This window comes from Pseudomonas sp. ABa2 (assembly GCF_056676075.1).
In genome coordinates this window covers 3,880,864-3,896,999 of the sequence record NZ_CM155239.1, presented here as the reverse complement: position 1 = coordinate 3,896,999, position 16,136 = coordinate 3,880,864, and the positions used below count along the sequence as shown (strand labels likewise).

At 67.5% G+C, this 16,136-nt stretch carries 14 protein-coding genes; 6 read left to right on the top strand and 8 right to left on the bottom strand.

Annotated features, from left to right (window positions below):
- Positions 1 to 92: 92 nt before the first annotated feature.
- The 6 genes from AC1G9C_RS19000 to bamJ all read left to right on the top strand — a co-directional run bounded on the left by AC1G9C_RS19000 (position 93) and on the right by bamJ (position 3,947).
- Positions 93 to 434 carry a PA4575 family protein gene (locus AC1G9C_RS19000; RefSeq protein ID WP_480408477.1) on the top strand — a complete coding sequence of 114 codons (342 nt, stop codon included), beginning with the start codon at positions 93 to 95 and terminating at the stop codon, positions 432 to 434.
- Between the two features lie 191 nt (positions 435 to 625).
- Positions 626 to 1,120 carry a TIGR00645 family protein gene (locus AC1G9C_RS18995; protein ID WP_021443600.1) on the top strand — a complete coding sequence of 165 codons (495 nt, stop codon included), beginning with the start codon at positions 626 to 628 and terminating at the stop codon, positions 1,118 to 1,120.
- A 140-nt stretch (positions 1,121 to 1,260) separates the two neighbouring features.
- Positions 1,261 to 1,566 (top strand): DUF6482 family protein, encoded by a 306-nt coding sequence (locus AC1G9C_RS18990; RefSeq protein ID WP_021443599.1) that lies wholly within the window; start codon positions 1,261 to 1,263, stop codon positions 1,564 to 1,566.
- Between the two features lie 10 nt (positions 1,567 to 1,576).
- The gene (locus AC1G9C_RS18985) at positions 1,577 to 3,112 is read left to right on the top strand and encodes a cryptochrome/photolyase family protein (protein WP_480408476.1); all 1,536 of its coding nucleotides are present in this window, start codon (positions 1,577 to 1,579) and stop codon (positions 3,110 to 3,112) included.
- On the top strand, positions 3,109 to 3,255 hold the full coding sequence (locus AC1G9C_RS18980; protein ID WP_480408475.1) for a DUF2256 domain-containing protein: 147 nt from the start codon (positions 3,109 to 3,111) through the stop codon (positions 3,253 to 3,255). The genes AC1G9C_RS18985 and AC1G9C_RS18980 overlap by 4 nt, the downstream gene beginning before the upstream one ends.
- A gap of 62 nt (positions 3,256 to 3,317) precedes the next feature.
- A complete protein-coding gene (bamJ, locus tag AC1G9C_RS18975) occupies positions 3,318 to 3,947 on the top strand; it encodes a BamJ family beta-barrel-assembly machinery protein (protein ID WP_021442570.1) in 630 nt (209 codons plus the stop codon).
- Positions 3,948 to 4,092: 145 nt separating this feature from the next.
- On the opposite strand, the gene AC1G9C_RS18970 is transcribed toward bamJ, so the two are convergent.
- The 8 genes from AC1G9C_RS18970 to AC1G9C_RS18935 all read right to left on the bottom strand — a co-directional run bounded on the left by AC1G9C_RS18970 (position 4,093) and on the right by AC1G9C_RS18935 (position 16,000).
- Positions 4,093 to 4,320 carry a PA4570 family protein gene (locus tag AC1G9C_RS18970; RefSeq protein WP_122107622.1) on the bottom strand — a complete coding sequence of 76 codons (228 nt, stop codon included), beginning with the start codon at positions 4,318 to 4,320 and terminating at the stop codon, positions 4,093 to 4,095.
- Between the two features lie 136 nt (positions 4,321 to 4,456).
- Positions 4,457 to 7,516, bottom strand: a complete 3,060-nt coding sequence (locus AC1G9C_RS18965) for a multidrug efflux RND transporter permease subunit (protein WP_457789411.1) — start codon at positions 7,514 to 7,516, stop codon at positions 4,457 to 4,459.
- A 101-nt stretch (positions 7,517 to 7,617) separates the two neighbouring features.
- Positions 7,618 to 8,751 carry an efflux RND transporter periplasmic adaptor subunit gene (locus AC1G9C_RS18960; protein ID WP_397496248.1) on the bottom strand — a complete coding sequence of 378 codons (1,134 nt, stop codon included), beginning with the start codon at positions 8,749 to 8,751 and terminating at the stop codon, positions 7,618 to 7,620.
- A 141-nt stretch (positions 8,752 to 8,892) separates the two neighbouring features.
- The gene (locus AC1G9C_RS18955; RefSeq protein WP_480408474.1) at positions 8,893 to 10,515 is read right to left on the bottom strand and encodes a methyl-accepting chemotaxis protein; all 1,623 of its coding nucleotides are present in this window, start codon (positions 10,513 to 10,515) and stop codon (positions 8,893 to 8,895) included.
- A 326-nt stretch (positions 10,516 to 10,841) separates the two neighbouring features.
- Entirely contained in the window at positions 10,842 to 11,945 is a 1,104-nt protein-coding gene (locus AC1G9C_RS18950) for a DUF1513 domain-containing protein (protein ID WP_480408473.1), read from the bottom strand.
- A gap of 2 nt (positions 11,946 to 11,947) precedes the next feature.
- Positions 11,948 to 13,009: an imelysin family protein gene (locus AC1G9C_RS18945; protein ID WP_480408472.1), complete on the bottom strand. Its 1,062-nt coding sequence runs from the start codon at positions 13,007 to 13,009 to the stop codon at positions 11,948 to 11,950.
- A 10-nt stretch (positions 13,010 to 13,019) separates the two neighbouring features.
- Complete coding sequence (locus AC1G9C_RS18940) at positions 13,020 to 14,432, bottom strand: di-heme oxidoreductase family protein (RefSeq protein WP_480408471.1); 1,413 nt, start codon at positions 14,430 to 14,432, stop codon at positions 13,020 to 13,022.
- Between the two features lie 230 nt (positions 14,433 to 14,662).
- Positions 14,663 to 16,000, bottom strand: coding sequence for an imelysin family protein (locus tag AC1G9C_RS18935; RefSeq protein ID WP_480408470.1), 1,338 nt, complete (start codon positions 15,998 to 16,000; stop codon positions 14,663 to 14,665).
- Between the last annotated feature and the right edge of the window lie 136 nt (positions 16,001 to 16,136).

The following is a 16,136-nucleotide window of genomic DNA, read 5'->3' as shown; positions in this document are numbered from 1 at the left end:
AGTTATCCACAGATTGCGGGGATAACTTTGGCCTTCACAGTGCGGCCGCTCGGGGTGTAGGCTGGAGCCTGGAATCCGCGAGGGTCGCCGCCATGCCGCGTAGCCTCTGCCTTACCCGCCAATGCCTGGGCCTGGTCACTCGTATCGAATGCGTGATCCGGCCGCTGGCCGGGGAAAACGGACTTTGGACGCTGCTCTGCGCGGCCGGCATGTCCGGCGCGCAACCCTCGGCGATCAAGGCACAGGGCCCGTTCTACGGGCCTTTTGTCGCCGAAGGGGTGCTAGCGTCCATCGCCGAGAGCCTGGCCCAGCAGGGCTATGCCGAATGCCTCGAACCACCCATCTGGCGCCTGCACCTGCAGGCCGAACTGCGTCGCCTCAACGGCGAGCGCCGTCGACCCACCGGGTGCTACCAGTTCCAGCCGGAGACCTGAGGGTCACATCTGCGCGGCTTTTGTACAGCGCCGCTCAGGCCGCAGGCCATGCCCCGTCGCGCCGCGCAAGGCGCCATTGCCCACAGCTTTATCCACAGAAAGCGTGGATAACCGCCGAGGCCGTCGCGCGCTTTGTCTGGCGCGGGCGGCTGGGTATACTCGCGCCAGTTTTGACCCTGCAGTGAGTCCCTATGGAACGCCTCATCGAAAACGCCATGTACGCCTCGCGCTGGCTGCTCGCCCCGATCTACTTCGGCCTGTCGCTGGCGGTGCTGGCGCTGTCGATCAAGTTCTTCCAGGAGCTGTACCACATCCTGCCGCAGATCTTCACCCTCGCCGAAGCCGATGTGATCCTCAAGCTGCTGTCGCTGATCGACATGGCCCTGGTCGGTGGCCTGCTGGTGATGGTGATGCTGTCCGGCTACGAGAACTTCGTCTCGCGCCTGGACATTCGCGAAGGCACCGAGAAGCTCAGCTGGCTGGGCAAGATGGACTCCGGCTCGCTGAAGATGAAGGTGGCCGCCTCCATCGTGGCGATCTCCTCGATCCACCTGCTCAAGGTATTCATGGACGCCAAGAACTACGACCTCGAGTACCTCAAGTGGTACGTGATCATCCACCTGACCTTCGTCGGCTCGGCCTTCGCCATGGGCTATCTGGACAAGCTGACCAAGTACGACGGCTGAGTCGTCCCGGGGCTCCACCGCCGCCCGGCCGTTGCAAAACGGACGGGCGGTTTGCTTTCTGCCTTGTGCTTTTATCTGCTTGTACAAAAATTGTATATGAAGTGATTTTTGTATAGCTTTGCCTGCGTAAGGAGAGCCCCATGAATCTGCAAGACCTGTCCAGCCATGCCCACGCCGGGCACATCGACGAGCTCAACCTGATCTCCATGGAGGGCGGCATCTATCTGCTCGAAGCGCAGATGGACGGCCGCGCCCACCCGCTCAGCGACAGCCAGGGCGCCACCCTGCACCTGCGCTCGGTGGAACATGCGCGCGACCTGCTGCACGAGCTGCCGAAGGTGCCGTTCAACCTGGTGCATGCGGTGGTGCACGACGAGATGTGCGGCATGCCGGCCGGCAGCCAGGACTGCCTGAAGGTGCCGATTTCCCTGCGTTCCAGCTGGTGATCGGGTGAGGGTGAGCGCGCGCCGCCTGGCCCTGGTGCTCGGCGACCAGCTCAGTTTCGATCTGGCCAGCCTGCAGGGGCTCGACCTGGCGCAGGACGTCGTGCTGCTCGCCGAGGTCGCGGAGGAGGCCGGCCATGTGCCGCACCATCCGCAGAAGATCGCCCTGATCTTCAGCGCCATGCGCCACTTCGCCGCGGCGCTGCGTGAGCGCGGCCTGCGCGTGCAGTACGTGCGCCTGGACGATGCCGACAACAGCGGCTCGCTGCCCGGCGAACTGCTGCGCTGGGCCGATCATTTCGGAGCCCAGGAAATCCACCTTACCGAATGCGGCGACTGGCGCCTGGAGCAGGCCCTGCGCCACTGCGGCCTGCCGATTCACTGGCATGTCGACCAGCGTTTTCTCTGCAGCCGCGAGGCGTTCGCCGCCTGGGCCGGCGGGCGCAAGCAGCTGCGCATGGAGTACTTCTACCGCGAGATGCGCCGCCGCAGCGGCCTGCTGATGAACGGTGACGGCACGCCGGTGGGCGGCGCCTGGAACTTCGACGCCGACAACCGCAAGGCCCTGCCGCGCGGCGTGCGCCCGCCGCAGCCGCTGCGCAGCGCGCCCGACGCGATCACCGGCGAGGTGCTGGCGCTGGTGGCCGCGCGCTTTTCCCACCATTACGGCAGCCTGGCGGCCTTCGACTACCCGGTGACCCACGCCGAGGCCGAGCGGCTCTGGGCGCATTTCCTCGCCCACGGCCTGGCGGATTTCGGCGACTACCAGGACGCCATGGCCAGCGGCGAGCCCTACCTGTTTCACGCGCGCATCAGCGCCGCGCTGAACATCGGCCTGCTCGACCTGCGCCGCCTGTGCGCCGACGTCGAGGCCGCCTATTGGGCCGGGCGGGTGCCGCTGAATGCGGCGGAGGGCTTTATCCGCCAGCTGATCGGCTGGCGCGAGTACGTGCGCGGCATCTACTGGCTGCAGATGCCCGAGTACGCCGAGGGCAACGCCTTCGGCAACACGCGCGCGCTGCCTGCGTTCTACTGGACCGGCAACACCCGCATGAACTGCCTGCGCCAGGCCATCGGCCAGACCCTGGAGCACGCCTACGCCCACCATATCCAGCGGCTGATGGTCACCGGCAACTTCGCCCTGCTCGCCGGCATCGCGCCCAAGCAGATCTGCGACTGGTACCTGGCGGTGTACATGGATGCCTTCGACTGGGTCGAGCTGCCCAACACCCTGGGCATGGTGATGCACGCCGACGGCGGCTACCTGGCTTCCAAGCCCTACTGCGCCAGCGGCCAGTACATCAAGCGCATGTCCGACTACTGCAGCGGCTGCGCTTACAAGGTGAGCGAGAGCAGCGGCGAGTCGGCCTGTCCGTTCAACGCGCTGTACTGGCACTTCCTTATGCGCCACCGTGAGCGGCTCGAGCGCAACCCGCGCCTGGGCATGGTCTATCGCAACCTGGCGCGCATGGACGAGGCCAGGCAGCAGGCGCTGTGGGACTGGGGCGAACGCCTGCTGGCCCGCCTGGATGCCGGGGAGATGCTGTGAACAAGCGCCAGTTGCCGGTGAAAGGCTGCGCGGTCTGCGGGCTGCCGTTCACCTGGCGCAAGAAATGGGCGCGCTGCTGGGATGAAGTGCGTTACTGCTCCGAGCGCTGCCGACGCCGCCGTTCCGCCAGCATGGGCGCGTGACGACGGGCCGCGCTTCTGTGCTAGTCTGGCCGGCCTTTTTGCAGCCCCAAGCGGAGCCTTTCATGTCCGAATTCACCTTCAGCCCCGATCTGTCCTCCGACGAGGGCCGCGTCAGCTACGGCATCGGCCGTCAACTCGGCGGTCAACTGCGCGACAACCCGCCGCCCGGCGTCGACCTGACGGCCATCCTCGCCGGCCTGACCGACGCGTTCGGCGGCCAGGCCAGCCGCGTCTCCGAGGCCGAGCTGGGTGCCAGCTTCAAGGTCATCCGCGAAATCATGCAGGCCGAAGCCGCCGCCAAGGCCGAAGCCGCTGCCGGCGAAGGCCGCGCCTACCTGGCCGAGAATGCCAAGCGCGAAGGCGTGACCGTGTTGCCGTCGGGCCTGCAGTACGAAGTGCTGGTGGCGGGCGAGGGCGCCAAGCCGTCGGCCGACGACCAGGTGCGTACCCATTACCACGGCACCCTGATCGACGGCACCGTGTTCGACAGCTCCTACGAGCGCGGCCAGCCGGCGGAATTCCCGGTCGGCGGGGTGATCCCGGGCTGGGTCGAGGCGCTGCAACTGATGGGCACCGGCAGCAAGTGGCGCCTGCACGTGCCGAGCGAGCTGGCCTACGGCGCCCAGGGCGTCGGCAGCATCCCGCCGCACAGCGTGCTGGTGTTCGATGTCGAGCTGCTCGATATCCTGTAAGCCTTGGACACAGGCTGTCGCTGCGGGGCGCATGGCGCACCCTACCTGACAGCGAGAAAGTCCAACGAAACGGGGCGCCCTGGAAACAGGGCGCCCCGTTTGCGTTTCAGCGATTGCGCCGCGAGCACCGAATGGCGGTTTCGACTTAGGGCCGCAAGGCCCGCGCGTAGCAGAACAGGAACAGGCTGCGCACCAGCTCCTTGAGCACTATGGGTTCGCTGGAGTTGAGTTCGTGCAGGTCCAGATCGCCCTGGTCGCGCAGCTCGTCCAGGGCTTCTTCTTCGAGCATGGCGCAGACCTCGCCGGTTTCGCGATTGAGGATGCGCAGATAGGGATGCGGGCGGTCCAGCCAGGCATCGATCAGGTAGGTCATGGCAGGTCTCCTTGGCCGTCTTTACGTAACTGAGAATAATTCCTATTACATAAATAGCAAGGACTTATTACGCCTTTCTGTCGTACGCCGGCTGTAGGGTGTCGCGGCCCCGCGACACCCTACGGGCAGGCACTGCTCAATGGGCGGGCGAAGCCTGTGCCTGTTCCTGCCGCTCGGCATCCGGCTTGGCCAGCAGGCTGTAGACGCAGGGTAGGACGAACAGGGTGAACAGCGTGCCGACGCTCATCCCGGTGGCGATCACCAGGCCGATGTCGAAGCGGCTCACCGCGCCGGCGCCGCTGGCGAGGATCAGCGGCACCATGCCGAACACCATCGCCGCGGTGGTCATCAGCACCGGGCGCAGGCGAATCGCCGCCGCTTCCTCGATGGCCTCGCGCAGCGGCAGGCCCTTGTCGTGGCGCAGCTGGTTGGCGAACTCGACGATGAGGATGCCATGCTTGCTGATCAGGCCGATCAGCGTCACCAGGCCCACCTGGGTGTAGATGTTCATGGTCGAGAAACCGAGGAAGATCGGCACCAGCGCGCCACAGATCGACAGCGGCACGGTGACCAGGATCACCAGCGGGTCGCGGAAGCTCTCGAACTGCGCGGCCAGCACCAGGAAGATGATCGCCAGGGCCAGGGCGAAGGTGACGAACAGCGCGCTGCCTTCCTGGATGTACTGCCGCGAGGCGCCGGCATGGTCGAAGCTGTAGCCGCGCGGCGCTTCCTCGCGGGCGATGGCGGTGATGGTGTCGATCGCCTCGCCCTGGCTGACGATCGGCACGCCCTCGATGATCGCCGAGTTGAGCTGCTGGAACTGCTTGAGCTTGGTCGGCCGGGCGCGGTCGCTGAGGCTGATCAGGGTGCCTAGCGGCACCATGACGCCGCTTTCGCTGCGCACGTGGTAGCTGTCCAGCCAGCCCGGATTGTCGCGATAGGCGCGCTCGACCTGGGCGATCACCTTGTAGCTGCGCCCGTCGATGGTGAAGCGGTTGATCTCGCCCTCGCCGAGCAGGCTGGCCAGGGTGACGCCCAGGTCCTCCATGGACACGCCCATCTGCGCGGCCTTGGCGCGGTCGATGTCGACCACGATTTCCGGCTTGTCGAAGGCCAGGTCGATATTGAGGAAGGCGAACTTGCCCGACTCCAGCGCGCGCGCCTTGATGCGCTCGGTCACCTGCAGCAGCGACTCGTAGTCGTTCGGCGTGTTGATCACGAACTGGAACGGCAGGCCCTCGCCGGTGCCCGGCAGCGACGGCAGGTTGAAGCCGAAGATCTGCAGGCCGGGGATGTGGTTGAGCCGCGCCTGCACCTCGGGAAGGATCTCCATCTGGGTGCGCTCGCGCTCGTTCCAGGGCGTCAGCAAGAAGCCGCCGATGCCCGACTGCACGCCGTCGAAGCCGTTGATCTGGAACGAGGAGTAGTACTCGGGGAAGGTCTTGAAGATCTCCACGAACTGGTCGGTGTAGGCGTTGACGTAGTCGAGGTTGGTCGGCTGCGGTGCGTTGGCGAAGAGGAACACGATGCCCTGGTCTTCCTCGGGCGCCAGTTCGCTTTGGGTGAAGCTGAGCAGCACCGGGATCAGCGCCATGACGATCAGGGCGAACACCACCACCACCGGGCGGGTGTTGAGGGTGCCGTGCAGCATCTTCTGGTAACGCTGCTTGAGCCGGTCGAAGATCAGATCCAGGCGATGGGCCAGCCCCGAGGGGTTCTCGTCATGGCGCAGCAGCTTGGCGCACATCATCGGCGACAGGGTCAGGGCGACTATGCCGGAAATGATCACCGCGCCGGCCAGGGTCAGGGCGAATTCCTTGAACAGCGCGCCGGTCAGGCCTTCGAGGAAGCCGATGGGGGCGTACACCGCGGCCAGGGTGATGGTCATCGACACCACCGGCACGGCGATCTCGCGCGCGCCCTCGATGGCAGCGTCGAACGGCGTCTTGCCCTCCTCGATATGGCGGTGGATGTTCTCCACCACGACGATGGCGTCGTCCACCACCAGGCCGATGGCCAGCACCATAGCCAGGAGGGTGAGGAGATTGATCGAGTAGCCCATCAGCTGCATGAAGAACAGCACGCCGATCATCGACAGCGGGATGGTGATCACCGGGATCAGCACCGAGCGCAGCGCGCCGAGGAACAGGAACACCACGACTATGACGATCAGCACCGCCTCGATCAGGGTCTTGACCACCTCGTCGATGGACGCCTGGATAAACAGGGTGGCGTCGTAGGCGATGGCCACCTTGAGGTTCGGCGGCAGCTGCGCCTCCAGTTCGGGGAGGATGCCGCGCACCTCCTTGATCACCTCCAGCGGGTTGGCGCTCGGCGTGCCCTTGATGGCGATGTACACCGAGGGGATGCCGTCGAAGGAGCTGATCGAGTCGTAGTTCTCCGCGCCCATTTCCACCCGAGCGATATCGCGCACCAGCACGCGGGTATCGCCGAGGGTCTTCACCGGAATCGCGCCGAAGGCCTCGGCCGACTTCAGGTCGGTGCTGGCGTTGATGCTGGTGACCACGTACTGACCCTTCACCTCGCCGGCGGCGGAGAGGAAGTTGTACTTGCGCACTGCCTCGTTGAGGTCGCCGGCGGTGACGCCGTAGGCGGCCATCTTCACCGGGTCCAGCCACAGGCGCATGGCGAACACCTGGTTGCCGAGGATCTGCGCCTCGGCCATGCCGGGCAGGGTGGCCAGCTTGGGCTGGATCACCCTGGAGAGGTAGTCGGTGATCTGCGGGTTGGACAGCTCGTCGCTGTAGAAGCTGACGTACATCAGCGCCGAGGCGTCGGCCGCCTCCTTGGACAGCACCGGGTCTTCGGCGTCCTGCGGCAGCTGGTTCTTCACCTCGTTGGCCTTGGCCAGCAGCTCGGTGAACAGGCGGTCGGTGTCGGCGCCGATGCGCGCGTAGATGGAGATGGTCGACAGGTTCTGCTGGCTCGACGAGGTCATGTAGTCGATGCCTTCGGCGCTGGCCAGGCTCTGCTGCAGCGGCTGGGTGATATAGCCCTGGATGGTCTCGGCGTTGGCCCCGGGGTAGGCGGTGGTCACCGTGATCAGGGCGTTCTCCATCTGCGGGTACTGACGGATGCTCAGCTTGCCGAAGGCCTGGAAGCCGAGCAGCACGATCAGCAGGCTGACCACTGTGGCCAGCACCGGACGGCGGATAAAAGGATCGGTAAAAGCCATAAGGATTTCCTTGGCTGTTGTCATCCGTAGGAGCCGGCATGCCGGCGAGATCTGGCTTGGGGCAGATCGCCAGCGGGCTGGCTCCTACGCGCGTTGACGGGTCAGTTCGCGTCTAGTTGCAGTGCCGGATCTTCGACCAGCTCGACATGGGCGCCATTGTCCAGCTTGAGCTGGCCGGAGGTGACCACCTGTTCGCCGGCTTGCAGCCCCTTGACTATTACCACGCGGCCGGCACGGCGCTCGCCGGTCTCGACGAAGCGCCGCTCGACCGTCAGCTGCGTCTCGCCCTCGGCATCCTTGACCGGTTGGCCGTCCTCGTCCTGCTTTTCCTGCACCACGTACACCGAGTTGCCATAGAGGGTGTAGGTGATGGCGGTTTCCGGCACCACGATCTTCGGCTCGTCGCCCGCCAGCAGCACCTCGAGGTTGGCGAACATGCCCGGCAGCAGCTTCTCGTCCGGGTTGCTCAGGGTGGCGCGCACCTGCAGGTTGCGGGTTTCGTTCTCCACCTTGGGGTTGAGCGCGGCGATCCGGCCCTCGAAGGTCTCGCCCGGGTAAGCGGCCACGCCGACCAGCACGCGCTGGCCGACCTGCAGCAGTGGCGCGCGCTGTTCGGGCAGGAAGAAGTCGACGTGCAGGCGCGACAGATCCTGCAGGGTGGCGATGGCGGCGCCGGGCGAGAGGTAGTCGCCGGTGTCCACCTGGCGGATGCCGATGGTGCCGGCGAAGGGGGCGAGCACGCGCTTCTTGTCCAGCTGCGCCTTGAGCTGGGCGACCGTCGCCTCGGCCTTGAGCAGCTCGGCGTTGAGGCGGTCGAACTCGCTCTTGGAGATGCTCTGCCGGTTCACCAGGCTGCGGCCGCGTTCGAATTCGACCCGCGCCAGGCTGCGCACCGCCTCGGCGGTGGCCAGGTTGGCGCGTTCCACTTCGCTGTCGAGCTGGATCAGCGGCTGGCCGAGCGTGACCTTCTGCCCGGACTCGAACAGCACTGCGCTGACGATGCCTTCCACCTCGGCGGACAGGTCGACGCCCTGGAACGCCTTGAGCGTGCCGATGGCCGGCAGGCGACCCTGCCAGGGCTGCTGCTCGGCCTGTGCGGCGGAGACGCTGATGGCCGGCTGCGGTGCCGAGAACATCTGGATCTGCTGGTAGATGGAGAGGCCTTTGTAGGCGGCGAAGGCGAGTACCACGACGAGTACCACGCCGAGCATGATGAGCATGCGGCGGAGCAACATATTCCGTTTCCTTGGCGAGCAGGGTAGGGCCTGGGAATAGGCAAGAGAGGCACCTTAGTGCCAGAGCCGGGCGCTGTCAAAACCCCGTGGGGCGGGTGATTGCAGGGTGCTGGCACTTCCCTGTGCCAGCTGCTGAGTGATCTATGAACCGAGGCGGCGGGTCACCTCGCCCAGCTGCCCGGACAGGTTGCGCAGGTTGTGGCTGGCGGCCTGGGTGCGCTCGACGTTCTCCTGGTTGGCGCTGGCGATGGCGGTCAGCTCGGTGAGGTTGCGCGAGATGTCCTCGGCCACCGAGGTCTGCTCCTCGGCGGCGGTGGCGATCTGCCGGTTCATGTCGCGGATCGCCTCCACCGCGCCGGTGATGCGCTGCAGCATGGCGCCGGCCTCGGTGACCTGGGTCACCCCCTGCTCGCTGCGCTGTTGGCCGCTCTCGATGGCGCGCACGGCATTCAGCGCGCCGGTCTGCACGGTATCGATGATCTGGTTGATCTCGGCGGTGGATTCGGCGGTGCGCTGGGCCAGGGTGCGCACCTCGTCGGCCACCACGGCGAAGCCGCGGCCCTGTTCGCCGGCGCGCGCCGCTTCGATGGCGGCGTTCAGCGCCAACAGGTTGGTCTGCTCGGCGATGCCGCGGATCACCTCCAGCACCTTGCCGATGCGCCCGCTGTCGGCCTCCAGGCGGCGGATCACCTCGGCGGTGTTGGCGATCTCGCCGCGCATGTCGGTGATGGTGGCGATGGTCGATTGCATGACCTTGCCACCCTGGCGCGCCGAGTCGTCGGCATCGTCCGCCGCGTGCGCCGCCTCGGCGGCATGCCGCGCCACCTCCTGGGCGGTGGCGGACATTTGGTGCATGGCGGTGGCGACCTGGTCGGTGCGCTCGAACTGCTCGTTGACCCCCTCGGTCATGCGCGAGGCGATGGCGTTCAGCTCGCCGCTGGCGTTGTCGAGGTCGCCGCTGCTCTGGTGCAGGCTCTCGGTGGTGCTGGCGAGAAAGTCGCGCAGGGTGTTGGCGGCTATCGCCAGCATGCCCAGTTCGTCGGCGCGCGAGGTCTCCACGCGCTGGCCGAACTGGCCGTGGCTGAGCTGATCGACGTGGGTGATCAGGTGGCGGATGGGGATGATCAGGTGGCGATTGACCAGCCACAGGCTGAACACCCCGATCACCAGGGCGGCGGCCAGCATCAGCAGGGTACCGCTGAGGATGGTGCGCTCGGCGCTGGCGTTGATCTGCTCGGCCTGGCTCAGGCTGTGCTGGCGCAGCTGGTCGACCAGCGCGCTCATCTGCTCGCTGGCGGCGCGGTCGATACCCTTGACCGCGGCATCGCCGGCCTGGGCGTCGGCGCCGGCGGCGACGAAGGCGTCGCGGCCCTTGCGGTAGTTGGCGCCGAGGCTCTGGTGTTCGCTGCGCAGGCGTTCGACCTGGGCCTTCAGCGCCGGATCGGCGGCGGCGACCTGGATCAGCTGGCCGAGGCGCTCCTGCACCTTGCGCTCCTGTGCCTCGAACTGGCTCCAGTAGCGCTCGAGGTTGGCGCTGTCCTGGCCGCGTAGCAGCACGTTCTTCCATTCCTGCACCTGGGTCTTGAACTCGACGTTGGCCGCGTCGATCAGCCGCGAGGCCTCCAGCGGGCCGTCGAGCAGGCCGCGGTAGGACTGGATGCCGCCGGAGAGGAAACTGAAGCAGGCCAGCGCGGTGACCAGGATCAGCGCCAGGCTGCCGCCGAGTAGAGCGAGGATCTGCGCGCGCAGGGATTTTTGCAGCATGGGAGTCATGCCTCGGAGTTCGAACGTTGGGAAGCCAGCTGAAAAGCAGCGCGTGGCGGTGGTGTCGATTTCCCTATCGCTCAGCCGCTCCGTCGCCGGGAGTGGGTGGCTGAAGTATAGGTTGGCCACGCCGCGGCGGGCTTTTGCAGGTTATGACCAGTTGATGACGTTTGGATGACAGTTGCGCGTCTGTTTGCCGTTGCTCTCGCGGAGGCGGGGGAGGCGTTTCGCCTTGCGAGGCTCGCGGCGCCCCCAACCGCTGGCGCGGATGGCCCGGATGCAATCCGGGATGCGGCAGGCTCGCGTCCCGGGTCGCCCCCAGAGCGTCAGGCCAGGCGCAGGTGGTTGTCCCACAGCCCGGCCGGCAACTCCAGCGCCTTGGCGACTATGCGCTCGCCGCGGCAGTCGTACAGGCGGCAGCGGCCCTGGCCGGAGCTGACCACGAAGCCCTCGGCCAGCGCGCCGACCCCGGCGCAGTCGGCCAGCGGCACGTCCAGGCGCACCGCGGCGCTGTCCAGGTCCCAGATGAAGAAGCGGTTGCCGCGCGGGGCGGTCAGCGCCAGCAGGCGCAGCTCGCTGTGGATCGCCACGCTGGCGGTGTACTGGTTCATCGCCAGGCGCTGCGCCTCGCCCAGGGGGAAGGGCTGGAAGGCCTGGCCGGGACGCTTGATCGCCAGCAGCGGGGCCGCATCCTGGATGTCGCCCATATATTGCTGGCCGCTGACCACCGTGCCGTCGCTGGCCACGGCCAGGTGGCGCACGCTGTTCTGCTGCTCGGCCAGGCGTTCGCGGCTGACCAGGCTGCCGTCGCGGCGCATCAGCACCAGGCTGGCGTCCATGGCGTCGAGGTTCATCTCCACCCGGCTCTCGGCTTCGGTGCGGATGCCGCCATTGGCCACCACCAGGGTTTCGCCGTCGGGCATCCACAGCAGCTGGTGCGGGCCGACGCCGTGGCTGGCATGCTCGCCGGCGCGCACCAGGCGCTCGCCCTGGAGGCGGTAGACGCCGAGCACGCCGCGACCGGGCTCGTTGGTGTCGTTTTCGGTGGTGTACAGCCAGTCGCCACCTTTGTGGAACACCGCGTGGCCGTTGAAGTGGCGGCCGGCCGGCGTGACCAGGCGCTGCAGCAGGCGGCCGTCGCGGGTGTCGATCAGGTAGCTGGCGGTGCTCGGCCGGCGGCCGACGAACAGCGCCAGCGGCAGGCTGGGGTGCGGCACCACGTCGTGGCAGCGCTCGGCTACCTGCGTGGCGAAGGCGCGCGAGCCGTCCAGTCGGAAACCCACGGCGTAGTGGCGGCCGTCGCCGTCGTCGCGGGCGGACAGCAGCAGCGGCTGGCCCTTTGGGCCGAGCAGGGTCCAGCTGGCGAAGGCGCCGGTCGCGGCGCCGACACCGAGCAGCGCGCCCAGGCCGAGCAAGGTTCTGCGCTGCATCGTCAGTCCCCGTCGTGGGCGTTGAAGCCGATCTGCACGCCGAGGGCCTTGGCCAGCTCGCCTTCCTGCAGGCGGTGCAGGCGATTGAGGCTGTCGTACAGCTCGTCGAGGTTGGCGCGCCCGGCGTCTTCGCCGAGCAGTTCGCCCAGCGGCCGCTCCAGCGCGGCCAGGCGCTGGCGGGTGTCCTGGTAGGCGGCGTCGATGCGCTCCACCAGCTCGGCCTGATCGCTGCCGAGCAGCGCCTGCAGGCCGTCCTGGTTGCTGCCGTGCCACAGCAGTTCGGCGCTGGCCAGGGCGGCACCGAGGTTGGCCAGGCTGGCGGCGCTGCGCCAGGCTTCGGCCTGGTAGGGCTGGGGGATGCCCTTGCTCTGCCGGCCCATGGGCGCGCCGAGCTTCTTCTTCAGGCCGTCGAGGGCGCCGACCTGCACGCGCAGCAGTTCGGCGATGGCCTCGTCGGCGTCGGCGTAGCGCTCGTTGGGAAAGCGCTTCAACTGCACGGCCATGCCCTGTTCGCCCTGCCACTCGCCGAGAATCTCGCCGGCCAGCGCCTGCTGATGCTCGCCGATGGCCGTCAGCAGCGGGCAGTAGCGCGCCTTCTGCTCGGCCTGGGCCAGATCCAGGCTGGGGTCGAACAGCAGGTACTCGTAGGCGCTCAGGCCCTGCACCACCACGCTGGCGCTTTCGACATCGGCCTGGCTCAGCTGCGGCTTGTTCTTGACCAGGGCTTCGACCTGGCGCTGCACCAGGTTCTTCTTGTCCGGCCAGAACTGGATCTGCCAGGCGCGATTGCCTTCGGCCAGCGGCCCGAGCAGCAGCGGCTGCAGCCCGGCCCAGGCGCTCTGCGCGCCGAGGAAGGCCTGGCGAGCGGCCGGCAGGTCGGCGTCGCCGGCGCAGAAGGCGGCGGCGCTGGCGGCGAGTTGGCGGTCGGCTTCCTGCCAGCTGCTGTAGGCCGGAAGCAGCACGCCGTCGGCCAGCGCCGCGCTGACCTGGGCATTGGGCTCCTGCTGGCCGCAGCCGACCAGGGCCAGGCCGAGCAGAGAAGCGATCAGGCTCTTGTGCAGCATATCGGGCTCCTTATAGGGAATTGAGAAAGGCCAGCAGCGCGGCGCGCTGCTCGGCGTCGAAGGTAAGGACCTGCTGCTTGGCCGCCTCGGCCTCGCCGCCGTGCCAGAGGATGGCTTCCAGCAGGTTGCGCGCGCGGCCGTCGTGGAGGAACTGGCTGTGACCATTGACCGTCTGCGTCAGACCGATGCCCCACAGCGGCGCGGTGCGCCACTCGCGGCCAGTGGCGAGAAACTCCTCGCGGCCGTCGGCCAGGCCCTCGCCCATGTCGTGCAGCAGCAGGTCGCTGTAGGGACGGATCGACTGGCCTGCCAGTTCCGGCTCGGCGGCAGCGGCCGCGGTGGTGAAGCTGGGGGTGTGGCACTGCTGGCAGCCGGCCTGGTGGAACAGGTTCTTGCCCGCGAGCACGGCGGGCGAGTCGACGTCGCGGCGCGCCGGCACGCCGAGGTTGCGGCTGTAGAACAGCACGCTGGCGAGAATGCTGTCGCTGACCTCCGGCGCGCCGCCGTGGGGCGCGGCGCGGCAGTCGGCCTGCGCGGCGGTGCAGTTGTCCTGGTCGACCAGCGAGCTGGTCAGGCCCATGTCATTGGCGAAGGCCTCGGCGTTCTGCTGATTGAGGGTCGGCTGGCCGGCCTTCCAGCCGAAGCGGCCGAGCACGCTGCGTTGCTGGACGCGATCCCAGACCCGGTTGGGGCGCCCGGAGATGCCGTCGCCGTCGGCATCAATCGGGTCGGCGTTGGCCAGGATATCCGCCTCGGCAATGGCTTCGAGCAGGCCCAGGCCGATCATCGGCGGCGCCACGCGCACCGAGAAACGGGTGTCCGGGTGCATGTCGCCGTAGCCGAGCTGGCTGATCTGCAGCTCGGGCTGGCGCAGCTCCACCAGCGTGCCGTCGGCGAAGCGCACCGGCACGCTGCGGTAGCTCAGGCGCACCTTGCCTTCCGCCGCCACGCCGGGGTTGGCCATGTCCTGCAGCTGGCTGCCATAGGTCGGCTCGGGAATCACCCCCAGGCGTTCGATCAGCGCGGCCTGGGCCGCATCGTGGGGCAGCGACAGACGCACCAGCAGCGAGGCGGCGCTGGCGGCATCGGGCGCCGGCGGGTGGCCGCGGCCGTCCTTGATATGACAGTTCTGGCAGGCGTTGGTGTTGAACAGCGGGCCGAGGCCGTCGCGCGCGGTGGTGGTGGCCGGGGCGACGACCCAAGGGTTGCGAAAGAAGCTGTTGCCCACGGCGAAGTCCAGGCGCCGGCTCGGCGCCAGGTTGGCCGCGGGCATGGAGAAGGCGTTGTGATCGTACTGGCGCACGCTGGCGGTGCCGGCCGAGAGCGCTTCGCCGGGTTCGGCGGCGGTAAAGCGCGGTTGCTGATCGCAGGCGGCCAGGGCGAGAGCCAGCAGGGGCAGCAAACGGCGCGGGAACGACAGCATCGAAGAGTCCGGAGCGTGAAACAGGAGGGGGCTAAGCTTAGCAGGCTAACGGAGCTTAAATAAGATGGATTAGCGTTTCATTGGCGGGGCAAAAGGTCGCGCAAAGCTGTCTTGTAGCCTGGATGCAATCCGGGAATCGGGTGCCAGACTGCTCCTACAGGGCGTGTAATCGCCCATAAAAAACCGGCGCTCCCTTGCGAAAGCGCCGGTCCGTGCGGTTACCGGTTCGATCAGAACTGGTGATCGGCGGTATCCGGGTTGAGGTCGCCGATGCCCAGCTTGGCCGCGGCCTGTTCGATGGCGCCGGTCTGCTTGACCAGGGCGGCGATGGCGTCGCGCACCAGTTGCTGGCCTTCGGTGTTGCCTTCGGCGATCAGCTGGTCGAAATGCTGGTTGTTCTTTTCGGCGCTGTCGACCAGGGCCTGCAGCTTGGCCTCGCTGGCCTCCAGGTCGGCCTTGAGGGTGGCGTCGGCCTGGGTGTCGATCTTGGCCACCAGTTCGGCCAGGCTCGGGCCGCTCAGGGTGCTGCCGTCGACCTTCTTGTACTCGCCGAGGTAGACGTTGCGGATGCCCTTGCCGTTGTAGAAGTGCGAGTTGTGGGTGTTGTCGCTGAAGCAGTCGTGTTCGTCTTCGGTGGAGCCCGCTTCCAGGGCGACCTTCATGCGCTCGCCGGCCAGCTCGCCGAGGGACAGGCTGCCCATGCCGAACAGCATCTTGCGCAGGCCGTTCTCGGCCGAGTCGGCCAGCAGCTCGCTGCGGTAGTTGCCTTCGACGCCGTCTTTCCACTGCTCGACCATGCTGTCCAGGTCGCTGACCAGCAGCTCGGTGGCGGCCTTCAGGTAGGCGCGACGGCGCTCGCCGTTGCCGCCGGTGGCGCCTTCGCCGACCAGGTAGTCGGTGTAGGGGCGCTCGCCGGCGCCGGGGTTGGTGCCGTTGAGGTCCTGGCCCCAGAGCAGGAACTCGATGGCGTGGTAGCCGGTGGCGACGTTGGCCTCGGAGCCGCCCAGCTCGTTCAGGCTGGCCAGCAGCTCGGCGTTGATCTCGCTCGCGTCGATCTTGTCTTCGCCGATCTGGAGCTCGCTGTTGGCGACGATATTGGCCTGCGCGCCGGGGTTGCCCAGGGCGTGCTGGTAGTCGGCGGCGACGTAGTCGATCAGGCCTTCGTCCAGCGGCCAGGCGTTGAGCTGACCTTCCCAGTCGTCGACCACGGCGTTGCCGAAGCGGAACACTTCGGTCTGCATGTAGGGTACGCGCGCGGCCAGCCAGGCCTGCCTGGCGGCGTTCAGCGTGGCTTCGCTGGGGTTGGCCAGCAGGGCGTCGATGGTGCTCTGCAGGGCCTTGCCGGTGCTGGCGGCGTCGCTGAACACGGCCAGGGCCAGATCCGCGTAGTGCTTGACCACGGCCTTGGCCGCCGCCTCGTCGACCTTGGCTGCGGCTGCCGGAGCGCTGCTCTCGCTGCTGGCAGCCTTGGCCGCCGCTTGGCTGGCGGGCGCTTGGTCTTCGCCGCAACCGGCGAGGGAAATGGCGATGGCCAGCAGGCTGGCGGAGGCCAGGGGCATACGAATCATGACGGGGTCCTTTGCATGTGCGGAATGTGGATGGTACGCAGGGGTACCTGTAAAACTGCAACATAATGCAAATGTTTCGCATTATGTGTAAAGGCCATTATGCGTCGCTGTGCGGGATATCGCTGCCGCCGGGCGC